This is a genomic window from Phenylobacterium sp., assembly GCF_046290725.1.
GTDB lineage: Bacteria > Pseudomonadota > Alphaproteobacteria > Caulobacterales > Caulobacteraceae > Phenylobacterium.
The window spans coordinates 845,139-871,566 of sequence record NZ_JBKBUH010000002.1 but is presented as its reverse complement, the minus strand read 5'-3'; the positions used below and the strand labels follow the sequence as shown (position 1 = coordinate 871,566).

At 68.0% G+C, this 26,428-nt stretch carries 23 protein-coding genes; 16 read left to right on the top strand and 7 right to left on the bottom strand.

What is annotated here, in order from left to right; translation table 11 throughout:
• Entirely contained in the window at nucleotides 1-1,209 is a 1,209-nt protein-coding gene (locus ACK41C_RS15535; protein WP_409656076.1) for an efflux RND transporter periplasmic adaptor subunit, read from the top strand.
• A gap of 107 nt (nucleotides 1,210-1,316) precedes the next feature.
• On the opposite strand, the gene ACK41C_RS15530 is transcribed toward ACK41C_RS15535, so the two are convergent.
• The 3 genes from ACK41C_RS15530 to ACK41C_RS15520 form a co-directional block, all read right to left on the bottom strand.
• Complete coding sequence (locus ACK41C_RS15530) at nucleotides 1,317-2,471, bottom strand: lipase family protein (protein ID WP_409656074.1); 1,155 nt, start codon at nucleotides 2,469-2,471, stop codon at nucleotides 1,317-1,319.
• 199 nt (nucleotides 2,472-2,670) lie between these two features.
• Entirely contained in the window at nucleotides 2,671-4,773 is a 2,103-nt protein-coding gene (locus ACK41C_RS15525) for a TonB-dependent receptor (protein ID WP_409656072.1), read from the bottom strand.
• Nucleotides 4,774-5,077: 304 nt separating this feature from the next.
• A complete protein-coding gene (locus ACK41C_RS15520) occupies nucleotides 5,078-6,376 on the bottom strand; it encodes a CitMHS family transporter (RefSeq protein ID WP_409656070.1) in 1,299 nt (432 codons plus the stop codon).
• Nucleotides 6,377-6,563: 187 nt separating this feature from the next.
• On the opposite strand from ACK41C_RS15520, the gene leuC reads away from it, so the two are divergent.
• The 6 genes from leuC (at nucleotide 6,564) to ACK41C_RS15490 (ending at nucleotide 12,508) form a co-directional block, all read left to right on the top strand.
• The gene (leuC, locus tag ACK41C_RS15515) at nucleotides 6,564-7,985 is read left to right on the top strand and encodes a 3-isopropylmalate dehydratase large subunit (RefSeq protein WP_409656068.1); all 1,422 of its coding nucleotides are present in this window, start codon (nucleotides 6,564-6,566) and stop codon (nucleotides 7,983-7,985) included.
• A complete protein-coding gene (gene leuD / locus ACK41C_RS15510) occupies nucleotides 7,986-8,672 on the top strand; it encodes a 3-isopropylmalate dehydratase small subunit (protein WP_409656066.1) in 687 nt (228 codons plus the stop codon).
• Between the two features lie 37 nt (nucleotides 8,673-8,709).
• Nucleotides 8,710-9,717 (top strand): phosphoglycerate dehydrogenase, encoded by a 1,008-nt coding sequence (locus ACK41C_RS15505; RefSeq protein ID WP_409656064.1) that lies wholly within the window; start codon nucleotides 8,710-8,712, stop codon nucleotides 9,715-9,717.
• A 44-nt stretch (nucleotides 9,718-9,761) separates the two neighbouring features.
• A complete protein-coding gene (locus ACK41C_RS15500; RefSeq protein WP_409656063.1) occupies nucleotides 9,762-10,688 on the top strand; it encodes a LysR family transcriptional regulator in 927 nt (308 codons plus the stop codon).
• A 100-nt stretch (nucleotides 10,689-10,788) separates the two neighbouring features.
• Nucleotides 10,789-12,207, top strand: coding sequence for an acyclic terpene utilization AtuA family protein (locus tag ACK41C_RS15495; RefSeq protein ID WP_409656061.1), 1,419 nt, complete (start codon nucleotides 10,789-10,791; stop codon nucleotides 12,205-12,207).
• The gene (locus ACK41C_RS15490; protein WP_409656059.1) at nucleotides 12,200-12,508 is read left to right on the top strand and encodes a DUF4387 domain-containing protein; all 309 of its coding nucleotides are present in this window, start codon (nucleotides 12,200-12,202) and stop codon (nucleotides 12,506-12,508) included. The genes ACK41C_RS15495 and ACK41C_RS15490 overlap by 8 nt, the downstream gene beginning before the upstream one ends.
• 4 nt (nucleotides 12,509-12,512) lie before the next feature.
• On the opposite strand, the gene ACK41C_RS15485 is transcribed toward ACK41C_RS15490, so the two are convergent.
• Nucleotides 12,513-13,766 carry a potassium/proton antiporter gene (locus ACK41C_RS15485; protein ID WP_409656057.1) on the bottom strand — a complete coding sequence of 418 codons (1,254 nt, stop codon included), beginning with the start codon at nucleotides 13,764-13,766 and terminating at the stop codon, nucleotides 12,513-12,515.
• A gap of 252 nt (nucleotides 13,767-14,018) precedes the next feature.
• Between ACK41C_RS15485 and ACK41C_RS15480 the strand changes: the two genes are divergently transcribed.
• The 6 genes from ACK41C_RS15480 (at nucleotide 14,019) to ACK41C_RS15455 (ending at nucleotide 19,712) form a co-directional block, all read left to right on the top strand.
• A complete protein-coding gene (locus tag ACK41C_RS15480) occupies nucleotides 14,019-14,126 on the top strand; it encodes a winged helix-turn-helix domain-containing protein (RefSeq protein WP_409656688.1) in 108 nt (35 codons plus the stop codon).
• A gap of 496 nt (nucleotides 14,127-14,622) precedes the next feature.
• Complete coding sequence (locus tag ACK41C_RS15475; RefSeq protein ID WP_409656053.1) at nucleotides 14,623-15,513, top strand: sensor histidine kinase; 891 nt, start codon at nucleotides 14,623-14,625, stop codon at nucleotides 15,511-15,513.
• Nucleotides 15,514-15,730: 217 nt separating this feature from the next.
• On the top strand, nucleotides 15,731-16,744 hold the full coding sequence (locus ACK41C_RS15470; protein WP_409656051.1) for a 2-hydroxyacid dehydrogenase: 1,014 nt from the start codon (nucleotides 15,731-15,733) through the stop codon (nucleotides 16,742-16,744).
• 9 nt (nucleotides 16,745-16,753) lie between these two features.
• On the top strand, nucleotides 16,754-18,244 hold the full coding sequence (locus ACK41C_RS15465; protein WP_409656049.1) for an L-lactate permease: 1,491 nt from the start codon (nucleotides 16,754-16,756) through the stop codon (nucleotides 18,242-18,244).
• Between the two features lie 17 nt (nucleotides 18,245-18,261).
• On the top strand, nucleotides 18,262-19,215 hold the full coding sequence (glk, locus tag ACK41C_RS15460; RefSeq protein ID WP_409656047.1) for a glucokinase: 954 nt from the start codon (nucleotides 18,262-18,264) through the stop codon (nucleotides 19,213-19,215).
• Between the two features lie 125 nt (nucleotides 19,216-19,340).
• The gene (locus tag ACK41C_RS15455) at nucleotides 19,341-19,712 is read left to right on the top strand and encodes an SgcJ/EcaC family oxidoreductase (protein WP_409656045.1); all 372 of its coding nucleotides are present in this window, start codon (nucleotides 19,341-19,343) and stop codon (nucleotides 19,710-19,712) included.
• Nucleotides 19,713-19,815: 103 nt separating this feature from the next.
• Here the strand turns inward: ACK41C_RS15455 and ACK41C_RS15450 are convergent, their stop codons facing one another.
• Complete coding sequence (locus ACK41C_RS15450) at nucleotides 19,816-20,238, bottom strand: hypothetical protein (protein ID WP_409656043.1); 423 nt, start codon at nucleotides 20,236-20,238, stop codon at nucleotides 19,816-19,818.
• A gap of 158 nt (nucleotides 20,239-20,396) precedes the next feature.
• Between ACK41C_RS15450 and ACK41C_RS15445 the strand changes: the two genes are divergently transcribed.
• Nucleotides 20,397-21,344 (top strand): 1-phosphofructokinase family hexose kinase, encoded by a 948-nt coding sequence (locus ACK41C_RS15445; protein ID WP_409656041.1) that lies wholly within the window; start codon nucleotides 20,397-20,399, stop codon nucleotides 21,342-21,344.
• A gap of 48 nt (nucleotides 21,345-21,392) precedes the next feature.
• Here ACK41C_RS15445 and ACK41C_RS15440 read toward each other — a convergent pair whose 3' ends face one another.
• Both ACK41C_RS15440 and ppsA read right to left on the bottom strand, forming a co-directional pair.
• Nucleotides 21,393-22,586 carry a site-2 protease family protein gene (locus ACK41C_RS15440; RefSeq protein ID WP_409656039.1) on the bottom strand — a complete coding sequence of 398 codons (1,194 nt, stop codon included), beginning with the start codon at nucleotides 22,584-22,586 and terminating at the stop codon, nucleotides 21,393-21,395.
• Nucleotides 22,587-22,643: 57 nt separating this feature from the next.
• On the bottom strand, nucleotides 22,644-25,079 hold the full coding sequence (gene ppsA, locus ACK41C_RS15435) for a phosphoenolpyruvate synthase (protein WP_409656037.1): 2,436 nt from the start codon (nucleotides 25,077-25,079) through the stop codon (nucleotides 22,644-22,646).
• A 160-nt stretch (nucleotides 25,080-25,239) separates the two neighbouring features.
• Between ppsA and ACK41C_RS15430 the strand changes: the two genes are divergently transcribed.
• Together ACK41C_RS15430 and ACK41C_RS15425 are read left to right on the top strand one after the other, a co-directional pair.
• Nucleotides 25,240-25,680, top strand: coding sequence for a DUF2267 domain-containing protein (locus ACK41C_RS15430; RefSeq protein WP_409656034.1), 441 nt, complete (start codon nucleotides 25,240-25,242; stop codon nucleotides 25,678-25,680).
• Between the two features lie 57 nt (nucleotides 25,681-25,737).
• Entirely contained in the window at nucleotides 25,738-26,325 is a 588-nt protein-coding gene (locus ACK41C_RS15425) for an HPF/RaiA family ribosome-associated protein (protein WP_409656033.1), read from the top strand.
• Nucleotides 26,326-26,428 lie beyond the last annotated feature (103 nt).

Sequence of the window (26,428 nt, the reverse complement as noted above, 5' to 3'; positions counted from 1 at the left end):
ATGAAACCGCCCCGAATCCAGTGGAACTTCCGCACCATATTTTGGGGCGGCGCGGCCGTCGTGCTCGCCCTGCTGTTGGCCGCCGCCTTCTGGCCCCGGGCCATGCAGGCGGAGTTGGCGGAGGTGACGCGCGGCGACCTGACGGTGCGGGTGCGCGACGAGGGCCGGACGCGGGTGCGGGAGGCCTATGTGATTTCGGCTCCCCTGGCCGGCCGCCTGCTGCGGGTCGGCAACCGCGCCGGGGAAACCGTAAGGGCGGGGGAGACCATCGCCCTGATCGAACCCAGCGATCCGACCCTGCTGGACGAGCGCACCCGTCGGGAAGTGCAGGCTGCGGCCCGCTCGGCCGAGGCCGCGCTCGCCCTGGCGCGGGAGGAGCAGAGGCGGGCCGACGCCCAGTTCGCCCATGCCCGCACCGAGGCCGACCGCGTCGAGCGGCTCGCCGCGACAGGCTTCGCCGCCCCCAGCGCCCTAGACCGGGCGCGCCTGGAAGTCGCCTCGGCCTCGGCGGCGGCCGACGCGGCCCGCGCCAATGTCGAAGCTCGCGCCGCCGAGTTGCAGGGCGCGCGCACTCGCCTGATCACCCCCGATCAGATCGGATCCGGCGGCCGCTCGGTGGCGATCCGCGCGCCCACCTCCGGGCGGGTGCTGCGGGTGATGCAGGAAAGCGAAAGCGTGGTGAACGCCGGCGCGGCGATCATGGAGATCGGCGATCCCGGGGCGCTGGAAGTGGTGGCCGAATTCCTCTCCAGCGACGCGGTGCAGGTCCGGCCCGGGGCGGACGCCCTGATCGACGCCTGGGGCGGCGGCGCCTTGCGCGGACGGGTGCGCCAGGTCGAGCCGTTCGGGTTCCTGAAGGTCTCGGCGCTGGGCGTCGAGGAGCAGCGGGTCAATGTGATCCTCGACTTCCTCGAAACGCCGCCCGCCGGCGCCCTGGGCCACGGCTATCGGGTGGAGGCTGCGGTGACCGCCTGGCAGGGTCGCAACGTGGTCCGCGCGCCGGTAGGCGCCTTGTTCCGACGCGACGGCGCCTGGGCCGTTTTCAAGGTCGAACGCGGCCGCGCCCGCCTGCATCGCGTGGAGGTCGGCCGCAACGACGGCGAGACGGCCGAAATCCGCGCGGGGCTCGCCCCCGGCGACGTGGTGGTGCTGCATCCGGATCGCGCGCTCTCGAACGGCGACCGCGTGCGGCGGCGGGAAACCTCCTAGAGCATTTTTCGCCGAAGTGGACACCGGTTCGGAGAAGAAAATGCTCTAAATTCAAGGTGTCTTGAGCAAAATCCGATTCAAGTGAATCGGATTTTGCTCTAGGTCGATCAGTCCTCGTTGAACGGCGCCTGGGGGTTCAGCGCGCCGGGCGGGCCAGGGGGCGACAGGGCCGAACAGTCCGACGATATGGCTTCGCCGGCGAGCGCCCGCCGGGCGAAGGCGATCGAGTCATCCAGCGATCCGTGCATGGCGCCGTCATGGCCTAGGCCGGGATAGCGGCGCCAACCCACCGTACCGCCCGAAACACACATGGCCGAGACGGCGGCGTACTGCAGCATCGGCGTGGTCGTGGCGTCCGAGAGACCCGTGCCGACCATCACCGGCGCGTCGATGGGCTCCATGTCCATTTGGGTCACGGGGATGCGGACGGCGGCCAGTTCGTCGAGCGAGATCGAGAGTGCGTCGGCCAGAGAGCCGGCCTTGAGCTCGCGCGCCAGGAGGCCGATCTCCTTGGTGCAGGCCTCCCGCGCCCGGGCGAGCAGCTGCTCGCCCTTGGGGCTCACGATGTCCTCGATCCGCGGGCCGTCGTCGCGCAGACCGCCGGAGGCGAGGCTCAGGAACAGGTTGGCGGAATTGCGCTCCGGCAGCGAAACCGGGCCGTCCGGGAAGGTGACGTTCACGCCGGTGGCGATCACGCCGGAGATGTTCAGTTCGGGCGCATATTCGGCGGCCAGTTTCGCCGCGCCGAGCGCTGCGCCGGAGCCTTGGGACTGTCCAGCGATCACCACTCGATTGGCGATCAGGCCAGGCTTCTCGGCGAGCGCAGCCCGCACCGAATCCAGCACAGAGCGGCCTTCCGCCGGCCAGTAGAGATAGGGGTGTGGGCCGGGTCCGCCGAGGCCCTGGTAGTCGGTCGCCACCACCGCGAAGCCCGCTTCGAGCCACCGGTTCAGGTAGGTCGCGTCGCGCGCCCGCAAGCCGGTCCAGGACGGCGCGCAGACGTCGGCGATTCCCAGCGTGCCGTGCGCCCAGGCGAACAGCGGCCAACCGCCGGCCGGAGCCCGCCCCTTCGGAAGGTAGAGCACGCCGCTGACCGGGACCTGCCCGCTGCGCCACCGCACGTCGGTGGAGGTGTGGAGGATGCGCAAGCCCTCGGCCGCCGCGGTGATCTCCGGCTGGTCGGGCATCGCCTCGCTGCGCAGCATGGCGCCGGGCCGGTCGGGCAGCGGCGTTTCCCACCGATAGAAGGGCGAGAGATCCATGTCCCCCGCGGCGGGCCCGCGAGGTAGCTCGCCGCCGGCGGCGGACGCCGGGCTGAGCGCGAGCAGGAGCATCAAGACGGGTGCGGCGAACTGAGCGCCTGGGCTGCGACGGCGGGGCATTGGACGTCCTCTGCGGCAGGTCCCGAAAAAGAGCCAGCGGCGAGGGCCGCTGGCGCAAGGTCGGGGAAGAAGCTCGACTTTAGAAATTCCACCTGAGCGTGGCGCCGTAGGTCCGCGGCGGGTTGTAGGCGACGAAGTGAGTGGCGTTGAAGAAGACCTGGAAGGTGCGGCTGCGCTCGTCGGTCAGGTTCTTGCCCCAGACCGAGAAGGTCCAAGACCCGTCGGGGCTGGCGTAGCCGGCGTTGGCGTCGACGAACTCCGACGGCTCGCGGATCTCCGGCGGCTGGTTGCTGTTGTCGTCGTAGATGAGGCTCTCATAGCGGTACTCCGCCGTCGCCCGCAGCTCGCCGCCGTTGGCCAGGTCGAGCGTGTAGCTCGGCGACACCGTCAGCTTGTTCCGCGGCGTCCGGCTGAGCCGCTTGCCGGCCAGGTTCACCGGATTGTTGTTGTCGTCGACGGTCTGGAAGTCGTCGAACTTCGCGTCCGTATAGGCGTAGTTGATCCCCAGATCGAAACCGGCTCCGATCCGCCAGAAGAACGAGGTCTCGTAACCCTTGACGGTGGCCGCGCCGGCATTGTTGGTCAGCTTCGACAGCCCCACCGTCTGGCCGGTCTGAAGGTCGGTGTAGTCGATCAGGTAGATCGAGTTGTTCCAGGTCAGAGCGCGGTCGAAGAACTGCTGCTTCAGACCGAGTTCGTATTGGGTGGCGTATTCCGGATTGAACGGAGTCACCGCCGCTTCGAACGAGCTCGGCGCGTCCTGGAACCCGCCGCTTTTGAAGCCACGGGAGATCATCCCATAGATCATGTGGTCGGGCGCGATGCGGTAGTCGGCGCCCAGGCGCCAGGTCACCGCGTCGAAGCTGGCGCTCGCCCGGGCGTTCAGCGGAAAGACCGTCTGGAACCCCTGCGGTCCGAGATTGACGATGTGGTAGTCCTTGTCGTCCTTGGTGTAGCGGACGCCGGCGATGAGGTTCAGACGCTCGGTGACCGGATAGGTGATGTCGCCGTAGACCGCATAGCTCTCCAGCTTCGCGTCCTGCACCACACGTTCGCGGCCGGCGAAGTTGAAGGTGTTGTTGACCACCGTGCGGTTCGTCTCGGCGCGATAGGTGTAGACGCCCAGCACCCAGCTCGCCCGGCTCTCCTGGGGCGACAGCAGGCGCAGCTCCTGGCTCGTCAGCTTGCTGTGCTCGATGTCGCCGCCCTCGATGCCGCGCGTGCCGTTCGAGCCGTCGAAGTCGTAATAGGACTCGTAGTCCACCTCCCGGTGCGAGCCGAGATAGCTCAGCGTTCCGAATGGCAGGGACCAGCTGACCTCCGCACGCAGGCCGTGGGTGTCGCGGTCCTGGCGCCCATCGATGGTGGCCAGGCTCTTCTTCGGATCCAGCGACAGCGGATATCGGTCCGGCCGGGTGGTGAAGATGACGTGGTTCGCAGGTCCGGATCCGCGATCCGTGGTCACGTCTGCGGTCAGATGGAGTCTCAGGGTGTCGTTCGGTTCCACCAGCAATTGGGCGCGGGCGCTGCGGGTGTCGCCGGCCTCCAGATCGCCGCCGGTCACCAGGCTCTTGGTGTAGCCGTCGTGCTTCCGGACGCTGCCGCTGAGGCGGAAGGCGGCGAGGCCGTCGGCGAAGGGCAGGTTGACCATGCCGGCCACTTCCCGGCGGTCATAGTTGCCGAGCGTGCCCTCCAGGGCGCCCGCGAAGCCGGAGAGCTCGGGAGCCTTGGTGATCACGTTGATCGCGCCGCCGACCACGTTGCGGCCGTAGAGCGTACCCTGCGGCCCTTTCAGGACCTCGATCCGCTCGATGTCGAACACGTCGAAGGCGATGGCCGAGGGGCGACCCAGATAGACCTCGTCGAGGAAGACAGCTGCGCTGGGATCGCCGGCGGACCCTCGGTCGGACGAGCCGATGCCGCGGATGAACAGGCGCGGTTCGCTGGCGGGAAAGGCGTCGAAGCTGAGACCCGGCGTGCGCGTGATGATGTCCTGCACGCCGACAATGTGGGACTCCTCGATCTGCGTGGCCCCGAACGCCGTCACGGTCACCGGCACGTCCTGAAGCCGCTCGCTCCGGCGCTGCGCGGTGACGACGATCTCCTCAACGGTCGCGCCATCCTGCGCCACGGCGGGCGCGCCGAGCAGCACGCTGAGGGCGGCGCCCGCGAATAAGGACATGCGGCTTAGGCCGGTGTTCATGACTTCCTCCCATCCCGGTTTTTCTGTGAAGTTCTTGAAGTTTCGAGCGACCACCCACCCTTGGAGCCGCGGTCGCCCCTAGTTTTCGGGGCGGTTTGGCAAGACGTCAGGCGGCTGCAAAGAGATTGTTTTCGACATTCTTTGCGGGCGTCGCCTTTGAGCTCTTCGAAGGCGACGCCCGCCCCCGTGAAGTCACTCTCTATTCGCTTCGGCATCGATTTCATGATGCGAAACACGAATGGAAATATGCGCCTGACGACTTGAACGCGCGCCGCTGTAGCGGTCAGGGGCCGAACGCCACAGCCCCGGTCACGATGGCTGCGAAGAGTGCGAACAGGCTCATCAGCAAGGCCCAGGGCAGGGCGAACCGCTGCAGGGCGCCGACGTCGCAGCGGATCAGGCTGGCGACGAGATAGATCGGGGCGATGAACGGGCTGATTCCATGCAGCGGCAGGCCCACCAGCGAGGCGCGGGCGATCTCCTCGGCCGGCACTCCGTAGGCGGCGCCCGTCGCGCCCAGCACCGGCAGCAGGCCGAAGAAGAAGGCGTCGTTCGACATGAAGACCAGCAGCGGCATGCTGAGCAGGCCGGTGATCGGGCCGAGATAAGGGCCGAACTGACCTGGGATCGACGACACCAGGGTCTGGGCCATGGCGTCGATCATCCCGGTTCCGCCGAGGATTCCGGTGAAGGCGCCGGCCGCGAAGATCAGGGAGACCATGGTCAGCACCGTCTCCCCGTGGACGGCGAGCTTCTCCCGCTGCTCCTGGAGGCGGGGAAAGTTGATGGTCACGGCGAGGGCGAAGGCGCTCATCACCAGGGCCGGCAGGGGCACGAGGCCCGAGACCATGCCGACGATGAGGGCGAGGGTCAGGATCAGGTTCAGCGCCAGGTTGCGGGTCTCCTTCGGCGTCGAGGGGTCGATCGCCGTGGACGGCTGGCAGGCTCGCCCCGCGGCCAGGTCGTTCGCCAGACGGCGGCGCTCCATCAGTCCGAAGAGGTAGGCGATCCCCAGGATCGCCAGCAGGCACAGGCCCATGGCCGGGAGGAGGGGACCGACGACGTCGGCGATGTCCACGCGCAGGGCGGTGGCCGCACGGGCCGAGGGACCGCCCCAAGGCAGCCAGTTCATGATGGTGTTGGAGAGCCCGAGCAGGGTCGCCAGGATCAGCGGGTTCATCCCCACCCGCCGATAGACGGGGTACATGGCCGAGATGGTCACCAGGGCCGTGGTCGCCCCGTCGCCGTCCAGCGACACGGTCATGGCCAGGATCGCCGTGCCGACCGAGATGCGCAGCGGGTCCTCGCCCGCCACCGCCAGCACCTTGCGGACCAGCGGCTCGAACATGCCCGCCTCGATCATCACCGCGAAGTAGAGGAGGGCGAAGACCAGCATCAGGCTGGTGGGGGCCACCTCCTGGACGCCCTGGATCATCATCTTGCCGAGATCCGGCGAGAAGCCGGCGAGCGCGCCGAACACCACCGGCACCAGGATCAGGGCCACGACGGCGGACAGCCGCTTGGTGAGCACCAGCGCCAGGAAGACGCCGAGGGTCGCAAAACCCAGGACTGACAGGTTCACCTTTCCCCCATATCGGTCGGCAGATTATTTCGGCCGCGCCGGCGCCGACTTGGCCGTATCGCGCACGCGGCGGCTTCTAGCCCGAAGCCGGCGTCCGGCGTCGGCATGGATCCATGCAAGCTTTGCATCGCGCTGGGGCGAGGCGCGCGCCTAGGGTCCCGCCCTCGCACCTGGAGCCATGGTTGGAATGACGAAGGGCCGAACCCTTTACGACAAGATCGTCGACGCTCATCGGGTGCGCGACCTGGATCCGGAAGGCCGCCTGGTCCTGCTCTATGTCGATCGCACCGTGCTCAACGAATATACCAGCCCGCAGGCGTTCTCCGGCCTTCGGGAGGCCGGCCGCGCGGTCTGGCGCCCCGAGGCCGCGCTCGGGGTGGTCGACCACGTCAACCCCACAGCGCCCGACCGCGGCGCGGAGATGTCGGACGCCGGCGGGGCGCGTCAGACGGCATATTTCGCGGAGAACTGCCGCGACTTCGGCATCCCCATTTATGACGTGCTCCACCCGCTCCAGGGGATCGAGCATGTGGTGATGCCCGAGACCGGGCGCGTGATGCCGGGCATGGTCCTGGGCGCCGGCGACAGCCACACCACCACCTACGGAGCGCTGGGCGCGCTCGGCTTCGGCATCGGCACGTCCGACATCGAGCACTATCTGGCGACCCAGACGGTCATCTACCGCCGACTGCGGTCCATGCGGGTGCGGGTGGATGGCGGCCTGCCCATTGGGGTCACGCCCAAGGACGTGATCATGGCGCTGATCCGCGACATCGGCGCCGCGGGGGCCACGGGGTTCGCCATCGAGTTCACCGGCTCGGCGATCGAGGCAATGAGCGTCGAGGGCCGGATGACTATCTGCAACATGGCCGTGGAGTGCGGCGCGCGGGGCGCTCTCGTAGCGCCCGACGACAAGGCCTTCGACTACCTGGCCCCTCGGGTCGGCCTGCCGACTGACCTGTGGCGCAAGGCGGTGGAGTCCTGGCGGACCTTGCGCAGCGCGCCCGACGCCGCCTTCGATCGTGAGGTCGCCCTCGTCGCCGAGCACGTGGAGCCGATGGTGACCTGGGGGACCAGCCCCGACCAGGCGGCGCCCATCGGCGGGGTCGTGCCCGACCCGGCCCTGGAGCCCGACCCCGGTGTCCGCCGCGACATGGCCCGGGCGCTCGCCTATATGGGCCTGGCGCCGGGCCAGCGCCTCGACGCCATCCCCATCGACCGGGCCTTCATCGGGTCCTGCACCAATGCGCGCCTGGAGGACCTGCGGGCGGCCGCCTCGGTGGTGAAAGGCCGCAAGGTCGCGCCGGGCGTCCGGGCTATGGTGGTGCCGGGTTCGAGCCAGGTCCGGCGCGACGCCGAGGCCGAAGGGCTTGACCGGCTCTTCCGCGAGGCGGGCTTCGAGTGGCGGCAGTCGGGCTGCTCCATGTGCCTGGCGATGAACGACGACGTCCTGGTGCCCGGCGAGCGCTGCGCCTCCAGCACCAACCGCAATTTCGAAGGCCGGCAGGGGGCTGGAGGGCGGACGCACCTCATGAGCCCGGCCATGGTCGCCGCCGCGGCGGTGACCGGCCGCCTCGCCGACTGCCGCAGCTTTACACCGGAGGTCTGAATGGAGCCCTTCACCCGCCTGGAGGGCCTCGCCGCCCCCTTGCCGGCTGCGAACGTCGATACCGACGTCATCATGCCGAAGCGCTTCCTCAAGGGGGTGGACCGCGCCGGCTTGGCCGAGGGCGTGTTCGCCGATTTTCGTTTCCACCGGGACGGCGGCCCGGACGAGGCCTTCATCCTGAACCGCCCCGGCTGGCGCGGGGCCCGCTTCCTGGTGGTCGGCCCCAATTTCGGATGTGGGTCGAGCCGGGAGCATGCGGTCTGGGGGCTGCGGCAGCTGGGCGTGCGCGCCCTGATCGGCACGACCTATGCGGGGATCTTCTTCGACAACTGCGCCCGGAACGGGCTCCTCGCGGTGTCGATGACGGAAGGCCAAGTGGAGCGCCTGACCGAGATGGCCTCCGACCCGACCCGCAACCGCTTCGAAATCGACCTTCCCGCCCAGACGGTGCGGGCAGGGGGGCGATCGGAGGGCTTCGAGATCGACGGATTCCTGAAGGAGATGCTGATCGAGGGGCTGGACGCGGTGGGCGCCACCCTTCGGGGAAAGGACGAGATCCGCGCCTTCGAGGCCGCGCATTTCACCGCCTTCCCCTGGCTCCGCAGCGCCGCCGCGACGCGAGATGATGCGCAATCCGCATCCGATGATGCGGGCTCGGCATTGGCTGCCGGCGTCCGGCGAAGCTAGGTCCGAGCCAGTGCAGTTCCGGCCGGGGCCCCAGTCCATGTCATCGCCTTCGCGACGGATCGTCGTCACCCAGCGCTTCTTCGACCCCGCCGCGGCCGATCTCCTGTCGCGCAGCGGCTGCGAGGTGGCCATCTGCGAACCACCGCCCGGCAAGGCCGATGGGGACTTCACCCACGAGGAGCTGGTCGAACTGCTTTCGGGGGCAGGGGGCTGGATCGTCGGCCACGCCAAGGTGACCCGCGAGCTGCTCGCCGCCCTGCCGGGGCTTGCCGTCGTGTCCCGACGCGGGGTCGGTTACGAGCGCGTGGACCTGGCGGCGGCCCGGGACCTCGGCCGCGTGGTGGCCATCGCCGCCGGCGGCAACGAGGCCTCGGTGGCGGATCACACGATCGGCCTGATGCTGTCCGTCGGCCGCCGCTTCCGGGAATCCCAGGCGCTGATGGAGGCCGGCAAGTGGTCGATCCTGATGGGCTCGGACCTCTACCGCAAGACGGTCGGGATCATCGGCCTGGGCCGCATCGGGCGCAGCGTCGTCAAACGGCTCTCCGGCTTCGAGGCCGAAGTGCTGGTGCATACGCGGCGACCCGACCCGGACCTGGCGCAGACCGGCGCGGTCCGGTTCGTGGAGCTCGACGAACTGCTCGCCCGCAGCGACTACGTGTCCGTCCACGCGCCGCTGACTCCGGAGACGAAATTCCTCATCGACGCCCGGGCGATCGAGCGGATGAAGCCCGGCGCCATCCTCGTGAACACCGCCCGCGGCGGCCTCGTCCAGGACGCCGACCTCCTCGCCGCCCTGCAGGCGGGAAGGCTCGCGGGCGCAGGCCTGGACGTGTTTGTCAGCGAAAGCGATCCCGGCTTCCAGCCCGTGACCGAAAAGCTGCTGGCCCTGTCCAATGTGGTCGCCACCCCCCATGCCGGCGCCTCCTCGCACGAGGGACTGGCCCGCACCAACTGGATCGCGGCGGCCTCGGTGCTCGCCGTACTGGACGGCGGCGATCCGCCGCCGGAATGCGTGGTGGCCGACGGTCGGCCGCGCCGTTAGGCTCGCTTCCGGCGCGGCCTACAAGGAGCATCGCAGAGGCCGAGATGGAACTGGACTGGTTGGAAGACTTCCTGGCCCTAGTCGAGTCGGCGCATTTCTCCCGCGCCGCGGAGAAGCGCAACATCTCGCAGCCCGCTTTCAGCCGCCGGATCCGGATGCTGGAGGACTGGATCGGCGCGCCGCTCTTCAACCGCGACACCCACAGGATCGTCCTCACACCGGCCGGCGAGCAGTGGCGGCCGGTCGCCGAGGACGTGCTTCGGCGCATCTATCTGGGCCGCGAGCGGGCGCAGGAGGCCGCCGGCGCCTACACCGCGACGCTCAAGTTCGCTTCGACCCACGCGCTGTCGGTCATCTTCTTCCCCCAGTGGCTGGAGCGCACGGAGGCCGAACAGAAGCTGGGAGTCGGGGTCAGCCTCGCCACCGACAACATGGCCGGCTGCGAGCAGAAGATGCTGCAGGGCCAGGCCCAGTTCCTGCTCTGCCACCATCATCCGTCCGCCCAGGTCTCGTTCAAGCCGAACTATTTCATCCACCTGGACATCGGGCGCGACACCCTGGCGCCGGTCAGCGCGCCGGATCCGTCCGGCGAGGGGCCGCTCTACCAGCTTCCCGGAACCATGGACCGGCCCTTGCCGCATCTCGCCTACAGTCAGGTGTCGGGCATGGGGCGCATCCTGGCGGCCACCTCGGCGCTCGACGGCCCGTCGGCCTGGCTGACCCCGGCCTTCACCGCCCATCTGGCCACGGTCCTGGCGATGATGACGCGCTCGGGCCGGGGCGTCGCCTGGTTGCCGCTCAGCCTGGTCGGGCCGGACCTGGAGACCGGCGCGCTGGTCCGCGCTGGCGGGCAGGAATGGGACGTTCCGATCGGCGTCCGGCTCTACCGGCCGCGCGCGCGCCAGAGCCCGGCGGCCGAGCGCTTCTGGTCGATCGTCAAGGCGATGAACGAGCAGCCCGCCGAAGGCTGACCCTGCGGCGCATCATGCGCGATGCGCATGCATCGATGCGCCCCGTAGACCTCGGGCGGGACTATATCGAGGGCCGACGCCGGGAGGGCAGGGAGTGGACATGCAGGCGACAGAGGAATTCACCAAGGTCAGGCTGTTCGTGCCGGTCGGCTCGCTGGGGGCAGGGGTGCGGGCCGACGAGGTCGAGGCCGCCCTGGAGCGCGGGATCGACGTCATGGCGATGGACGCGGGCTCCACGGACAGCGGGGCGGCCTATCTGGCGACCGGCACATCCAAGAACAACCGCAGCGCGGTCAAAGCCGACCTCCTGTTGCTGATGGACGCCCAGGCCAGGTCCGGCGCCAAGCTGATCGTCGGCACCGCCGGCCAGGCCGGCGGCGACCCCAATGTGGACTGGACCCTCGACATCGTCCGCGAAATCGCCCGGGAGAAAGGCTACCGGCCGAAGATCGCGGTCATCCGCTCCGAGCAGACGGCCCAGACCGTGAAGGCCAAGCTCCGCGCCGGCCGGATCAAGCCGCTGGCGCCGCTAGGCGAACTGGACGAGGCGACGGTCGACCAGTGCGCCCGCATCGTCGCCCTGATGGGTCCGGAGCCCTATGTGGCCGCCCTCGAGCAGGGGGCGGACATCGTCATCGGCGGCCGCAGCACCGATCCGGCGGTGCTGGCGGCCTTCCCGATCTGGAAGGGCGCGCCGGCCGGGGCCTCGTGGCATGCAGGCAAGACGGGGGAGTGCGGCGCCCAGTGCTCCACGGGCGCCGAGCGCGGCTCGGGCGTCTACATCACCGTCGACGCCGGAGGGTTCGAGGTCGAGCCGCTGCTTCCCGGCAACCGCTGCACGGTCCACACCGTCTCGGCCCACATGCTCTACGAGAACAAGAACCCGTTCCAGCTGTTCGAACCGGGCGGCATGCTCGACGTCAGCGGCGCACGCTACGAGCAGGTGACGGAGACCCGGGTGCGGGTCACCAACTCGATCTGGAATCCGCAGCCCTACACCATGAAGCTGGAAGGGGCCGCCGGCGGCGCCTATCAGACGATCATGATCGTCGGCATCGTCGATCCGCTGGTGCTGGCCAACCTCGACCTGTTCCACGACAAGATGCAGCGCGCCTTGACCCGCCGGATCCAGCGGGCTCTGGGGGCGGCTGCGGGCGAGTTCGACGTCTCCCTGCGCATCTACGGCTGGAACGCGGTGTCGGGGCGCCCCGTCCCCAAGGACGCGCCGCCGCCGCGGGAGGTGGGCGTGCTGTGCGTGATCACCGCCCAGACCCAGGACCTGGCCAACCAGATGGCGAAGGCCTGCAATCCCTATTTCTTCCACCTGCCCATCGACGACGACGTCGAGATGCCGAGCTACGGCTTCCCCTGGACCCCTGCCGAGGTGCCAAGGGGGCAGGTCTACGAATTCAAGCTCAACCATGTGGTCGAGGTCGATCACCCGCTCGAGCTGGTCCGTTTCGAGTGGGCCGACCTGGCCGCCGAAGGCGCAAGACAGGAGGAGGGGGCTCATGCCTAAGCTGAAGGACGTCTGCCCGCGCGTGCGCTCCAAGGTGGCCGGCCCGTTCTGGGTGACCATCGATCTCTTCTTCGACAGCCGCGAGGCCTACAACCGCCATCACGACGATCCGGCGATCCAGCCGCTCTCCGTCGCTCAGGTCTACGGAGTCGATCCGGCGCTGGTGGCGATCTATCAGGTCCCCGACCTGCACATGGTCAAGATCTCCTATCCGCGTCCAACGGCGCAGGGGGGCGTGGTGGAGCGCGACCTGCACTCCGGCCAGCAGTACGTCTATCTTCTGGACGTGGAGATGCGCTGACCGATCAGCCGACGTCGCGGCCCGTCGTCTTGACCGCCACGGCGTCGCTCGCCGCCGCCGGGCCGCCGGCCGGTCCGGCGATGCCCAGGCGCCGGGCGGCCCAGCCGAGGGTGGGCCCCTGAACCAGCGACGAGGCGAGCACGACGAAGAAGGTGATGTTGAAGATGGTCTCCGCGTTGGGCGCGCCCGCCACGACGGGGAAGGTGGCCAGGACGATCGGCACCGCACCGCGCAGACCCGCCCAGGACACGAAGACCAGCTCCTTCAGGCTGAACCGGCGGAACGGCAGAAGGCATGCAAAGACGCTGATCGGCCTCGCCAGCAACATCAGGATCGCGGTGATCGCAAGGCCGAGCCCCGCCACCTGCGGCAGTTGCGAGGGGAACACCAGGAGCCCGAGGATCAGGAACATCACCACCTGGCCGAGCCAGGCGACCCCATCCTGGAACAGCTTCACCGCGCGGCTCATGGGGAAGCTCTGGTTCCCCGCCACGATGCCGGCGAGATAGGCGGCGAGGAAGCCGTTGCCCTGCAGTACGCCGGCGAGGCCGAACGCCAGGAAGCCGGCGGCCACGGACACCACCAGGGCCAGGCCGCCGGTCCGAAGCCTGGAACGCCGCATATAGCCTGCAAACCCGTAGCCCACCGCAGCGCCGACGGCCGCGCCGACGGTCATCTGCAGCACGAAGCTGGACCCGAGGCTCAGGAGCGGGGTTGCGGGCGCGGCGATGAACACCAGCATGGCGCCCACCAGGAAGATGGCCATCGGGTCATTCGACCCGGATTCGAACTCGATAAGGCTCTGAATGTCCGCCTTGAGGCCAAGCCCCTGGGTTCGCATCACCGCGAACACCGCGGCTGCGTCGGTCGAGCCGATGATCGCGCCCAAGAGAAGGCCGCTCACGAGGTCGAAGCCGAGCAGCAGCACGCTCGCCAGCGCCATGACCCCGGCGCTGATCGCCACGCCCACGGTGGCCAGAACCAGGGCGGGCGAAGCGACCTTCCGGACCGCCGCCCACGAGGTGTCGAGCCCGCCGGAGAAGAGAATGAAGAGCAGGGCGCCGGCCCCGATGGTTTGCGCGAGCCCGTACTCGGCGAAGGCGATCCCGCCGAGGCCGTCTGATCCCGCGATCATCCCCAGGCCCAGGAACCCGATCAGGGCGGGCACGCCGAAGCGGCTGGAGAGGGTTCCGGCGACAACCGTCGCTGCGAGAAGGATTCCGAGGAGCAGGAAAGCGAAATTCTGGTCGACAGGCATCCCGCCAAGCGTCGCCCACAGGGCGCCGTCACGCAATGGAGGTTGGGCGAGGATCGCGATTTGGAGGCGGAGGCCGCAGCGGGACGCGAGCGCGCTGCAACGACAGATCCAAATATCGCCTAAGGAAGATTATCGGAAATTTCTGACGCCGTATGCTTGGCCCAGCTCGCTCAGAGCGCCGGAAAGATCGTGACCCACCGCCAGTTGCTCACCGCCGCCTGGGGGGCCGCACGCAAGCAGGACGTGTAGTGCCTGGGGGTCTTCGTCAGCCAGCTGCGCCAGAAGATCGAACCCGATCCCACCACGCCGAGCCTCATCCTGACGGAGCCTCAGGTCGGCTACAGGTGGATGGGCGGATAAGGCGCCCCTTGAAGGTATAGCAGTTCTCCGCCCTCCCCTGACGCCGCCTGCCGGGCACCCTGTGAAATACGTGACTCCGCCGCCCGATTGGTTCGCGAGGCGCCTATCACAGACGTCTGCAGCGTCGCCAGCTGCGTGAACGGCGACGTCGTGGGTGTCCAGAACAGCTTGGCTGCACAACGGCTTCGGAGTGGCCAATGCCGCTCAAACCCTGTGTCGTTAACGTTGAGCAAGAACGTCGGCGCCGACCGCCTAGTCTTTAGTATTCTTTCGGAACCACGCAATAACGTTATTATTTCCACGGAACCCTCAATCTATAGCTCACCCACCCGCTCCAGGCGAGCGGGTTGCCGCGTCAATCGTCACCTTGATCTCAGTCAACAGCCACACTCCACCTCTGGGAGTAACCTGTCCGCGTTTCTTCAACAGGGGGGAAGCGATGGTGCTCGGGACCCTGACACCTGTGCGGCCAATGAGATGGTGGAGCGGCGCGCTGTTGGCGACAGCCTTCACGGTGCTGGCCGGTGCGTGCCGCACCGTCGCCGGAAGCCTTCTGGCCGCGGAAGCGCCTTACCTGGCGTTCATCGCCGCCGTGCTGCTTTCCGCCGTCGTCGGCGGCCTCTCGGCCGGCGCCGTCGCCTCAGTGCTGGGCGGACTGGTGGCCAACTGGCGATTCGTCGGGACCCCCACGAGTCTTGAGTTTAGCGGCAGCCATCTGTGGGATCTGGTAATCTTTCTGGTTGTCTCAGGTTCTATCGTGCTGGTCGCCGGAACGATGAGCGCTGCGCTCCGGCGAGAGGCGAAGCTTGCGGACGAGCTCGCCATGGTCAGTCGCGAGTACAAGCACAGGGTGATCAACGTGCTGACCGTAGCCGAGGCCCTGGCCCGTCAGACGGGACGCCACGCCCGGACAGCGGAGGAATTCCAGCGCGGACTGCTCGACCGGCTGCAGGCCTTGGCTCGCGCGCAGAGCCTGCTACTTGAGAAGCATGGCCAGCCGGTCCCCCTGGCGCCCCTCGTCGACAAGATTCTCTCCCCCTACAATATCGAAGCGCGTCTCGACGGGATTCCCACGACGCCCGACGTGAAGGTGCACCCCAGCCACGCGGTGACTCTGGCCCTGCTGCTCAACGAACTGGCCACCAACGCCACCAAGTATGGCTCCCTCTCCGTGCCGGAAGGACGGCTACGCCTTACCTGGCTCAGATGCCCGCGAGGCGTGACGCTGACCTGGAAAGAGTTGCAGGGTCCGCCCGTGACCCCGCCGCAACGCACTGGCTTTGGTTCAAAGCTCTTCAAGGCCGGCTTTGCGCAATCCGGCGGCTCCCTGAACCTCAACTACGAGCCAGATGGGCTGCGATGTCAGATGAGATTGCCCTGCATCTGAAGCCGGCGCAGCGGCCGACGGGCTGCGCCGACTGCATCGGTCCCGTAGCTTGTTGCGCCAAATGCTCGCCAAGAACGCTTGCCGGCGCTAGCGTTGTAAGTGCGAATTGAGCAGATCTAGCCAGATGTCTGCTCGGCCGCTGCGGGAGCGCCCGGACCTTATCTCTGGCGAGCGACGGTGGCGCGGCACGGTTGCAGATTGAGCGGGAGGATGTCGCGTGCGCGTCGCAGTCTTCAGCGCAAGGCCCTATGATGAGCGGTTCCTGCACGAGGCGAACCTCGCGATCGGCCACGAACTGACCTTCTTCGAGACTCGCCTTTCGGCTCAGACTGTCGATCTGGTTTGCGGCTTCGAGGTCATCTGCGCCTTCGTAAACGATGAGCTCGACGCCGAGGTGCTTCGCCGGGCGCAGGAACACGGTGTTCGGCTCGTCGCCCTCCGCGCTGCGGGTGTGAATAATGTCGACCTGAGGTCGGCGGCCCAGCTTGGCCTGACCATCGCCCATGTGCCGGCCTATTCACCGCACGCAGTCGCCGAACACACGCTCGCCCTGATCCTGACCCTGAACCGCAAGACCCACCGCGCCTATAATCGGGTTCGCGAAGGCAACTTCGCGCTCGACGGCCTGCTTGGTTTTGATCTGCATGGAAAGTGCGCTGGCGTGGTTGGCGCAGGCGCCATCGGAGGGATCGTCGCCCGCTTGCTGTCCAGCTTCGGCTGCCGCGTGGTCGTCAGCGACCCAAGCCCGAACCCCGCGCTCGCCGCAGCCGGCATAGAACGGGTGTCGCTGGAGGAACTGTTCGCCGCCGCGGACATCGTCTCATTGCACTGCCCGCTGGTTCCCGCCACTTACCGGCTGATCAACGCCCAAACCATCATGCAGATGAAGCCTGGCGTAATGCTCGTGAACACCAGCCGCGGCGGGGTGATCGACACCCGAGCCGTCATCGCAGCGCTGAAAAGCGGCGCGATCGGCAGCTTGGCCGTCGACGTCTACGAGGAAGAAGGGGGCCTCTTCTTCGATGATCGCTCGCAGGAGATCATCAGCGACGACGTCTTCGCACGGCTCCTCACCTTTCCGAACGTGCTCGTCACCGGACATCAAGGTTTCTTCACGACCGAAGCGCTCAGCGCCATCGCCGAGACCACCTTGGCTAACATCTCCGCGTTCGAGGCGTCGGGCCAGCCGCTCCACCAGGTCCCCGCTCCCCCGCACGCGGCCGCGGGGTGACCTGCATCGGTGTCTACGCTCCTCGCCGCCGCGCCGCTGGTCTCGGTCGTCGCCCTAATGCTGGCTCTGCGGTGGCGCGCGGCGACCGCTGGGGCGGTCGGGTTGATCCTGGCGGTCCTCATCGCACTCGCAGCCTTCGGCCTGGGCGAGACGAGACTGCCCCGGTTCGGGCCGGCTGGCGCGCTGGCCGCGACGGGCGTCGAAGCATTGCACCTGAGCTTTACGGTGCTCTGGATCGTGTTTCCCGCCTTGGCGATCTATGAACTGCAGAATCGGACAGGCGCGCTGGCGAAAATCCGCGACGCGCTCAGCCGGATCTCTACGCGGTCGCGGACGCAGGTCATCCTCGTGGCTTGGTTCTTTGGGCTCTTCATGGAAGGCGCCGCAGGCTTTGGCGCGCCGGTGGCCCTCGTCGCTCCGCTCCTGGTAGGCCTCGGCCACGATCCGGTGCGCGCCGTCGTTCTGGCGCTGGTCGGTCATGCCGCAGGGGTGGCGTTCGGCGCGCTCGGCACACCGGTTCTGACGCAGGCTGGGCTGTTGGCCGATCCGGCGCCGGCCCTGGCGGCGGAGACGGCGATCGCCACTTGCTTTACCGGCGTCGGCCTGCTCGCCGCGCTCGTGTGGCTCGCCGGGCCCCGGCCGCCCACGCCGGGAGACGTGGCCATGGGAGCGGCCGCCGGCCTTTGCTTCTTCCTTCCCTATATCGCCTTGGCGTTCCTCGCCGGCCCAGAACTGCCGACCATCGGCGCAGCTCTTATAGGCGGCGGCGCGTTCGCTCTTATCGCCCGGCAGAAATCGGCCGACGCCCCGCCGCTCTCGGGGCGCGAACTTGTCGTGCCGCTGGCGCCTTACCTGATCATTGTGGGGCTGATCGGCATTACCCGCCTGCCGCCGGGGGCCAGCGAGGCGCTGCGTTCGTTCGAATTCGCCTGGAGCCTGGGCGGGCCCTTCCGTGGCGCCTTCCAACCACTCTACCACGCCGGGACCATGCTCGCGGCCGGCTTCCTGATCGGCGGCCTTCTGCAATCGAAAGATGGAAGGATTCTAGCGGCCGCCGCCGCCGCAGCAGCCCGCCGGCTTGGTCCCGTGGCGCTCGCCCTGCTCGTCATGCTCTACCTCTCGCGTGTCATGGTCCATGGCGGCCTGATCGCAGAGCTGGCGGGCGCCGCCTTGGTGGTGGGCGGCCTATGGCCGCTGCTCACGCCGCTTCTCGGCGCCGTCGGGTCGTTCGTGACCGGTTCGGCGACGGCCTCGAACATCTTGCTCACTCCGTTCCAAGTCGGCGCGGCCGAAGCCCTCGACCTTCCGGTCACAAGCATGGCCGCCGGCCAGGGAGCCGGCGCGGCGGCCGGCAACATGACCTGCCCGCACAACATCATCGCCGGCGCCGCGACGGTCGGCTGCCGTAACCGCGACGCTGAGATTCTACGAATGACAGCGCCTGTCTGCCTGCTCGCCCTTGCGATGGGCGGGCTGTGGCTCTGGCTAAGTCTCAACTGAGATAGAGGAGCGACTGGATGGCGGCGTGGGGCCTTGTTGGCGACATTGGCGCAACGAACGCGCGCTTCTCACTGGTCGCGCCTGACGGCTCCATCGAGGAACCGGTGGTGTTCGCCTCGGGCCTCTATCCCGACATTGGCGACGCGATCCGCGAGTTCCTCGAAATGAGAGCGAGCATAGCGTCCCCCACGTCCGCCGTCCTGGCGATCGCCGGGGCCGTGCAGGGCGGTCAGGCGGTGATGACCAATCATCCGTGGCGCTTTTCCGTGGACGCCCTGAGAGATCGCCTCCGGCTGCAACGCCTGCGCGTCGTCAACGACTTCGCAGCCAACGCACTGGCCATCCCCCACCTGAGGGAGGAGGAGTTCCTGCAGATTGGCGAGGGCGCGCCGGCCCCCGCTACGCCTATCGCCGTCCTGGGCCCCGGCACCGGCCTCGGCATGAGCCTGCTTATGCCGGCTAAGGGAGGCTTTGAGGCGTTTCCCAGCGAAGGGGGCCATGTGACCATGGCGGCCTCTAGTCCCCGTGAGGCGGCCGTCCTGGAGGTCGTGCGCGAGCGCTACGGTCATGCCTCGGCCGAGCGGGTGCTTTCGGGGCCCGGACTGGTCAACCTCTATGAGGCGATCGGCCATCTGGATGACGCGCCGAGACAGGCGCTCTCACCGAAGGAGATTACCGAAACTGGTGCGACGGGGACCAATCCTCAAGCGCAGGAGGCGACCACGATGTTCTGCGCCATGCTGGGGACAATCGCCGGAAACCTGGCCCTGACGCTTTGCGCCGAAGGAGGCGTCTATATCGCCGGCGGCATCGCGCCCAAGCTTGGAGAGCGGTTTGCACGGTCGCAGTTCCGGGCGCGCTTCGAATCCAAGGGCCGCTTCGAGACCTACCTGCGCAGGATCCCGACCTTCCTGATCACACGCCCCTTGCCCGCCCTGCTGGGCGCCGCAACGCTCCTCGACTCTGAATAGATGCCGAAGCCCACGCGGAGATGTCATCGCCGCCGGACCCCGCGTGGATGACAGGCTCGAGCTGAAGCAGCATTGTAGCTTTTCCAGCCGCACCAAGAGGGCGGCCAGTTCGGAGGTGGGGGCTCATGGTTGATAACGAAGAGGTCATCCGCGAGTTCATCGCCGCCTGGTCACGCCTGGATCCGGCTGAACTCGCCAGCTTCTTCGCGGAAGACGGCGTCTACCACAACATTCCCGCGAGTCCGATCCAGGGCCGCCAGGCCATCGAGGGCTTCATCGCAGCCTTCATCAAGCCCTGGACCGCCACCGAATGGGACCTGATCAGGATCGCCGCCTCCGGGAACCTGGTCTTTGCCGAGCGATTGGACCGGACGCGGCTGGGGGAACGCAAGGTCGACCTTCCCTGCTGCGGCGTGTTCGAACTGGAAGCCGGCAAGATCAAGGTCTGGCGCGACTATTTCGACATGCGAACCTACATGGCGGGGATCGGCGCCTAGGGCGGGACAATCACAGGCGCGCAGCCTCGCCGGGGCCAGCCGGCACCGTCGAGCGCTTCGCGTGAGACGCCCGGGCCCAGGTCGAAGCTGGCGTCCCCCGGAGTCACTCGACGTCGACGGCGCCCAACAGCATGGAGACGTGCCCCTCGCCCCACATGGGCAGGACGAGCCGCTCGTAGCCTCCGGCGCCTTCACGGCGATAGAAGGTCGGCTTGCTGCATTCGACAGTCACCGAGCATTGACCGCGCAGGAAGGCATGAGGTGGCGGCAGGTCCACATCGTCGAGGAACAGGCCGCTCAAGTCCTTTCCGCCGACACGTTCGCCCACCACTCCAAAGCGGAAGCGCTCGGGCTTGCGGAACACGTCGATCAGGAACAGCCGGTCGGCCAAGTCCGGGAGGTCGGAAAGTCTAGCGTCGTCCCAGAAGGGGATTTCCGCCGAACCGCGCAGCAGGCTTTTCCAATAGGCAAGGACGCGCGCGAGGTCGGGCGAGTGCCGGCTGGCAAGCGAGAAGGGATGCTTCATGGCGCAGGTTCCACATGTTGGGATCGCGAAGGGGCGGACATCCTTGCGAATACGCGTCTACGCTAAATGCTGGCCTTGACCGCGGTCAAACGCAGGTCTCCACCCCGCTGATTGACGTTGCTCAAGGCCCGTGCGGCCCGAATTGTTAGGGACAAAGCATGCCTTTGATCCTGACCCTGACCCCCAATCCCGCGGTCGACGTCTCCACCTCGGTCAAGCGCGTCGAACCCGACCACAAGCTGCGCTGCGCAGCGGAGAGCCGAGATCCGGGCGGCGGCGGTGTCAATGTCGCACGGGTCGTCAGGCGGCTCGGGGCGGAGGCGGTCGCCGTCTACCCGAGCGGCGGCGCAGCAGGTCAGATGCTGGAGCCGCTGGTCGCGCGCGAGGGGGTCGGCAGCCTTGTCGTACCCGTGAGCGGAGAGACGCGCGAGAACTTCACGGTCCAGGACATGACGACGGGCGAGGAGTATCGCTTCGTCCTGCGAGGGCCGCGCCTGCGCGACAGCGAGTGGATGGATTGCCTGAAGGCGCTCGCCGGCTTCGAGCGCAAACCGGACTTCATCTGCGCCAGCGGCAGCTTGCCGCCGGGGGCGCCGGAGGACTTTTACGCACGCGTCGCCGAAATCGCCGAGATGAAAGGCGTTCCTTTCGTGCTCGACACCTCGGGTCCGGCCCTCAAAGCTGCGCTCGGCGAGCGGATATTCCTGATCAAACCCAATCTGCGGGAACTTCGCGAACTGGCGCCCGGCGCCCTCGACGAGGAGGCTTCGCTCATCGCCGCATGTCGCCAGCTCATCGCCGGCGGGCGGCTGAAGATGGTGGCTCTCAGCCTCGGCTCGCAAGGCGCTCTTCTCGTAACCGCCGACGAAGCCTGGCGCGCGCCAGCGTTGCCGATCCGCCCCGCCAGCACGGTCGGCGCGGGCGACAGCTTCCTGGGCGCCATGGTCTGGGCGCTCGCCGCCGGCAAACCTGTGGAAGCGGCGCTCGCCTATGGCGCAGCGGGCGGCGCGGCCGCCCTGCTCACCCACGGCACCGAACTGTGCCGCGCAGGCGACGTCCACCGCCTGGTGCAGGACGTGGCCGTCGAAAAGATCGCAACCCCCTAAGTCGGGGGCGCAGGGCCTTCGACCCGCTTCGCGCCGCCCATGGCGACCTCAGCCACGACGGGCCGCGGCCTCTCCATTCATAACTTCAGACCCAGCGGCCTGGTCCTTCGGTGCGAACAGGATTTGGAAGTGCACCCGCGCCAGCAGGTCTTTGAGGCTGACGACGCCGACCAGGACGCCCTCCGGAGTTGTCGCGAGCAGGTAAGGCCGCCCCCGTCGCAGTACTTGCTGAAGGGCCTCGGCCGCGCTTTCGCCAGGGTCAATGCAGTCGGCCGGGTCCAGCGGCGCGCAGATGTCGGCCACCCGCGTTCGGGCCCACTCCGCATTGGGCGTCTTCAGGATCCGGCGCGGCTCAAGCACCCCGACTAGACGCGCGCCCTGAACGACGGGGTAGACGCCATGCCGCGTGTCATAGAGTTCGCCCGCCACGAATTCGGCCAGAGTCATATCGGCCTGGGCGACGTCGACCGGCCGGCTCATCAAACGCGCGACGGTGAGGCCGGCGAGGACGCGCCGCGCCTGCTGCTCCGCGGTGGTCGAGCGGGCCGCCGAGCGAATGAACATCCCAATCAGAATCCACCAGAGCCCGCCCAGATGGCCGGTGAGGGTCGCCACCGCGCCCAGCACGATCATCGCGGCGCCGAAGGCCTCGCCCGCTCCCGCCGCCATGCGGGTGGCGCGGTCGCGATCGCCCATCGCCTTCCAGAGGCCGGCGCGCAAGACGCGGCCGCCGTCCATCGGAAAGGCCGGAATGCTGTTGAAAACCGCTAGGACAAGATTGAGCGTGGCGAGAAAGCCAAGTGCGCCCGCTAGGATCGGACGGCCGCCCGCCAGGTCCAACCATCCGGCCATCGAGCCCACCGCCCAGGCGATCGCAAGGCTCGCCAGCGGCCCGGCCACAGCCATCGCGGCCTCCGCCCCTGGCGACTTCGGTTCGTCCTTCAGTTCGGCGACGCCGCCGAACAGGAAGAGCGTGATCCGCTCCACCCTGATGCCTAAGGCTCGGCCCGTCAGGGCATGAGCCATTTCGTGAGCCACGACCGAGATCGAAAGGCCGACCACCGCCACGAGAGCCATCAGCCAGTATGAAGATCGCGGCAAGCCCTCATAGAGCAGCGGCAACGAGCCGGCGGCCAGCGACCAGGCCACAAGGCCGGCCACAAGAAGCCAGCTGACGTGAACCCCGACGGGGATGCCGAAGAGCTTCAATCGGAAAAGGACTCCGGTGTCGACGCTCTCCATCGGCGGCTCCTTGTTCGCTGCACGCACCCCTTCGCCCCTCCTCCAGCTTGCGCGGAGTCAATCGTCTGCGAGTTCGGCTTCAGCCTCGGCCACGACAGTCAGAGTCTTCGGAACCGAGGAGGGATTGACGCTGATCGAATGTACGCGGAGCGCCGCCAGGAAGGCCGCGATCTCCGGATAGGTGGCTGGCGCCTCTCCGCATATCCCCACCTGCCGCCCGTTGCGGCGCGCGCCGAGCACAGCCTGGCGCAGCATCTCCAGAACCCCTGGATCGCGTTCATCGAAGTCGAAGGCCACGATCTCAGAGTCGCGGTCGACCCCTAGGACGAGTTGGGTGAGGTCGTTGGAGCCGATTGAGAAGCCATCGAAGAGCTCGGCGAAGGCGTCGATCTGGATCACGTTGTTGGGGATCTCGCACATGACGTAGATTTCGAGCCCCCCGTCGCCGCGCCGCAGGCCGCGGTCGGCCAGGGCGTCGAGGACGCGCCTGGCCTCATCGACGCGGCGGCAGAACGGCACCATGACTTTCACATTGGTCAGGCCCATGGTCTCGCGGACTCGCAGCAAGGCTTCGCATTCGAGGGCGAAGCCGTCCGCATAACGGGGGTGGGCGTATCTCGCCGCTCCGCGGAAGCCGAGCATGGGGTTCTCCTCGGCCGGCTCGAAGGCCGCGCCGCCGAGCAGCTTGGCGTACTCGTTTGTTTTGAAGTCGGAGAGCCGCACGATCACCGGGCGCGGGTAGAAGGCCGCCGCAATGACGCCGACGCCTTCGCTGAGCAGCCGTACGAAACGGTCCCTGGGCGATGCGTCGACGCCGGAAAGCCGCTCGATCGTCTTGCGCTCGGCCGCGTCCGCGACCTGTTCGGGATGGGCGGCGGCCATCGGGTGCACGCCGATCTGCTCGCCGATAATGAATTCCAGCCGCGCCAGCCCGACACCCGCAGACGGCAGGAGGGCCGTCCGAAAAGCCAGATCCGGCTGGGCGAGGTTGACCATGATCTTGGTTTTCGGCTGCGGCAGAGTTTCCAGGGCCAGACGCTCGACCTCAATGGGCAGGACGCCTTCATAGACGACCCCCGTCTCCCCTTGGGCGCAGGAGACGGTGACCTCGACCCCCTCGGCGAGGCGCGCGGTGGCGTCGTGCGCCCCGACGACAGCCGGGACGCCCAGCTCGCGCGCGACGATCGCCGCATGACAGGTCCGTCCACCCTGGTCGGTCACGATAGCTGCGGCGATCTTCATGGCCGGCAGCCAGTCGGGGCTGGTGGACGTCGCCACCAGCACCTCGCCGGCCCGGAAGGCCCGGAGGTCGGCGGCGTTCTCGATCCGGCGGACGCGCCCGCTGGCGGCCTTTTCGCCGACCGCCTTGCCCGACGCGAGCACCTGCCCCCCGCCCTTGACGCGATAGGTTTCGAAGGTCGAGGGACTCCGTCGAGAGGCCACAGTCTCCGGGCGGGCCTGAAGGATGTAGAGGCGGCCGTCGCGCCCGTCCCGGGCCCATTCGATATCCATGGGGGTCGGCGAGCCTGCGCGGGTCGAATAATGATCCTCGATCCGCATCGCCACCTCGGCCAGGTCCAGCACCTCTGCGTCGGACAGGCAGAAGCGTTCGCGATCGGCCCGCCGCACGGGATGGGCCCTGAGCTCGCCGTTACGGGCGTGGGCCAGTCGCGTCTGTTTGGAGCCCAAGGCGCGCCTTAACACAGCACGATAGCCTTGTTGCAGGGTCGGCTTATGCACATAGAACTCGTCGGGCGCGACGCGCCCCTGCACGATGTTTTCGCCCAGCCCGTAGACTGCGGTCAGGTAGACCACCTCGCGGAAGCCGCTTTCGGTGTCGAGGGTGAAGGTCACCCCGCTCGCGCCCCTATCGGCATCGACCATGGCCATTACAGCCACCGACAGCGCCACCTTGAAGTGGTCGAACCCGTTGTTCTGTCGATAGACGATCGCCCGGTCGGTGAAGAGCGAGGCGAAGCAGCGGCGGCAGGCTTCCACCAGGGCCGCCTCGTCGCCAACGTGCAGAAAACTATCGTGCTGGCCCGCAAAGCTTGCGTGGGGCAGGTCCTCGGCGGTCGCTGAACTGCGCACCGCCACCCTCAGGCCCTGGCCGCATCGCGCCTTCAAGGTCCGGAACGCCGCACCGATCTGGGATCTTAGGGCCTCACCGCCGGTCGCCTCATAGACAATGGCGCGGGCCGCCTCCCCCACGGACGCCAGACTTCCCACGTCGTTGACATCGAAACCCGCGAACAGGTCGGTAAGCTTCGCCCAACCACCGGCTTGCGTGAGCGCGTCGCGATAAGCCTCTGCGGTAAGCGCAAAGCCGTCCGGCGTGCTGACCGGCGTAGCCTTCAGGAGCCGGTAAAGCTCGCCCAGGGAGGCGGTCTTGCCGCCGACGAGCGCGATGTCGTCAAGGCCCAGGTCCTCGAACCAACGAACATAGGAGAGTCGGTGATCCGTGGGGCGATCGGCGCGGGTCGAGATGTCCATGGGGCGTCTCCGGAAATCCGCCCCAGACCATTCCCGCCCAGCCCCCGGTCCGCCTTGACACCGGTCAAGATGCTTCGGACCGGCCGTTGACGCCGATCAAGGCGCCCACTCGGAGCTCGCCTAGCTTTCCTGCAAGCTTGATTGCTTCAGGAGGCCCCTGATGAGCGCCGGTCTTGCGGTCTTCGACACGACCGTTCAGCAGTCCAACGAATGGCTCAAACTGGTGGAGGCGCGGCTGAAGCCGTGTGATCGACAGCAGGCCTACGGGGCATTGCGGGCCGTGCTCCATGTCCTGCGCGATCGCCTCCCGCCCGAGGCTGTGCTGGGCCTCTCGGCCCAACTCCCCATGCTGCTGCGCGGGCTCTATCTGGAGGGGTGGCGCAGCGCGGACGGACCGAGCGATCTGCGCTCGCTCCAGGACTTCGCCGATGCGGTGGCCGAACGCCTGCCGCCGGCGTTCCCGCGCCAGCCCAACGAGGCGGCCGAGGCGGTGTTCGCGGCGCTCGCCGCCCGCCTGGACCCCGGAGAGGTGCGCAAGATCATCGAGCATCTGCCCACGCCGCTCCGGCGCGCCTGGCCGACCGAACACCAGGTCGCCTGAAGGCCGCACCTCACGCCTTTGCCTTCGTCAATGAGGTTTCATTCCATGCAGATCCCTTTGCAGATCACCTTCGAGGGAGGACTCGAGGCGAGCGAGTCCCTACGCCAGCGGATCGAACGGGAGGCCGAAAAGCTTGAACGCTTTCACGACAAGATCACCTCCTGTCGGGTCGCGGTGATCGGGCGAGGCGGTCGTCGCCGGCATGGCGATCTCTACGCCGTCCGGCTTCAGATCACCGCGCCGGGCGAATCCGACGTGATGATCGATCGCAATCCTCCCGCCGATCATGCGCATGAAGACGCCTTCGTCGCGGTGCGGGACGCCTTCGCTGCCGCGCGCCGACGGCTACAGGACCGCAGGCGGCGAATGCAGGGGGTGGTCAAGACCCATGAGTCGCCGCTGACCCGCGGACGCGTCGTCCGGATCTTCACCGAAGAGGCATACGGATTTCTCGAAACCGAGAACGGGCGCGAGGTCTATTTCCACCGCAACGCCCTTCTCAATGGCGACTTCGAGCGCCTCGCGGTGGGCGATAGGGTCCGGTTCGCCGAGAGCGAAGGGGAAATGGGCCTCCAAGCGTCCACAGTACATGTGGCCCGAGGGCGCCGCTCCCAATCCGCCGATCGCCGGGGCGCCCCCTTTTAGAGGGGGCGCCTCAAGCTACGAACCTAATCGTCCGCAGGCATCGGTCGACGGCGCCCTGTCAGGGTGTCCCTCAGGTTCGGCGTCCCCCGGCGCCGCGGACTCG

Excerpts from the sequence above, each read along its gene's own strand:
- ACK41C_RS15535 (WP_409656076.1), top strand. The coding sequence starts at position 1 with ATGAAACCGCCCCGAATCCAGTGGAACTTCCGCACCATATTTTGGGGC.
- ACK41C_RS15530 (WP_409656074.1), bottom strand. The coding sequence starts at position 2,471 with ATGGATCTCTCGCCCTTCTATCGGTGGGAAACGCCGCTGCCCGACCGG.
- ACK41C_RS15525 (WP_409656072.1), bottom strand. The coding sequence starts at position 4,773 with ATGTCCTTATTCGCGGGCGCCGCCCTCAGCGTGCTGCTCGGCGCGCCC.
- leuC (WP_409656068.1), top strand. The coding sequence starts at position 6,564 with ATGACGAAGGGCCGAACCCTTTACGACAAGATCGTCGACGCTCATCGG.
- leuD (WP_409656066.1), top strand. The coding sequence starts at position 7,986 with ATGGAGCCCTTCACCCGCCTGGAGGGCCTCGCCGCCCCCTTGCCGGCT.
- ACK41C_RS15505 (WP_409656064.1), top strand. The coding sequence starts at position 8,710 with ATGTCATCGCCTTCGCGACGGATCGTCGTCACCCAGCGCTTCTTCGAC.
- ACK41C_RS15500 (WP_409656063.1), top strand. The coding sequence starts at position 9,762 with ATGGAACTGGACTGGTTGGAAGACTTCCTGGCCCTAGTCGAGTCGGCG.
- ACK41C_RS15495 (WP_409656061.1), top strand. The coding sequence starts at position 10,789 with ATGCAGGCGACAGAGGAATTCACCAAGGTCAGGCTGTTCGTGCCGGTC.
- ACK41C_RS15490 (WP_409656059.1), top strand. The coding sequence starts at position 12,200 with ATGCCTAAGCTGAAGGACGTCTGCCCGCGCGTGCGCTCCAAGGTGGCC.
- ACK41C_RS15485 (WP_409656057.1), bottom strand. The coding sequence starts at position 13,766 with ATGCCTGTCGACCAGAATTTCGCTTTCCTGCTCCTCGGAATCCTTCTC.
- glk (WP_409656047.1), top strand. The coding sequence starts at position 18,262 with ATGGCGGCGTGGGGCCTTGTTGGCGACATTGGCGCAACGAACGCGCGC.
- ACK41C_RS15455 (WP_409656045.1), top strand. The coding sequence starts at position 19,341 with ATGGTTGATAACGAAGAGGTCATCCGCGAGTTCATCGCCGCCTGGTCA.
- ACK41C_RS15450 (WP_409656043.1), bottom strand. The coding sequence starts at position 20,238 with ATGAAGCATCCCTTCTCGCTTGCCAGCCGGCACTCGCCCGACCTCGCG.
- ACK41C_RS15445 (WP_409656041.1), top strand. The coding sequence starts at position 20,397 with ATGCCTTTGATCCTGACCCTGACCCCCAATCCCGCGGTCGACGTCTCC.
- ACK41C_RS15440 (WP_409656039.1), bottom strand. The coding sequence starts at position 22,586 with ATGGAGAGCGTCGACACCGGAGTCCTTTTCCGATTGAAGCTCTTCGGC.
- ppsA (WP_409656037.1), bottom strand. The coding sequence starts at position 25,079 with ATGGACATCTCGACCCGCGCCGATCGCCCCACGGATCACCGACTCTCC.
- ACK41C_RS15430 (WP_409656034.1), top strand. The coding sequence starts at position 25,240 with ATGAGCGCCGGTCTTGCGGTCTTCGACACGACCGTTCAGCAGTCCAAC.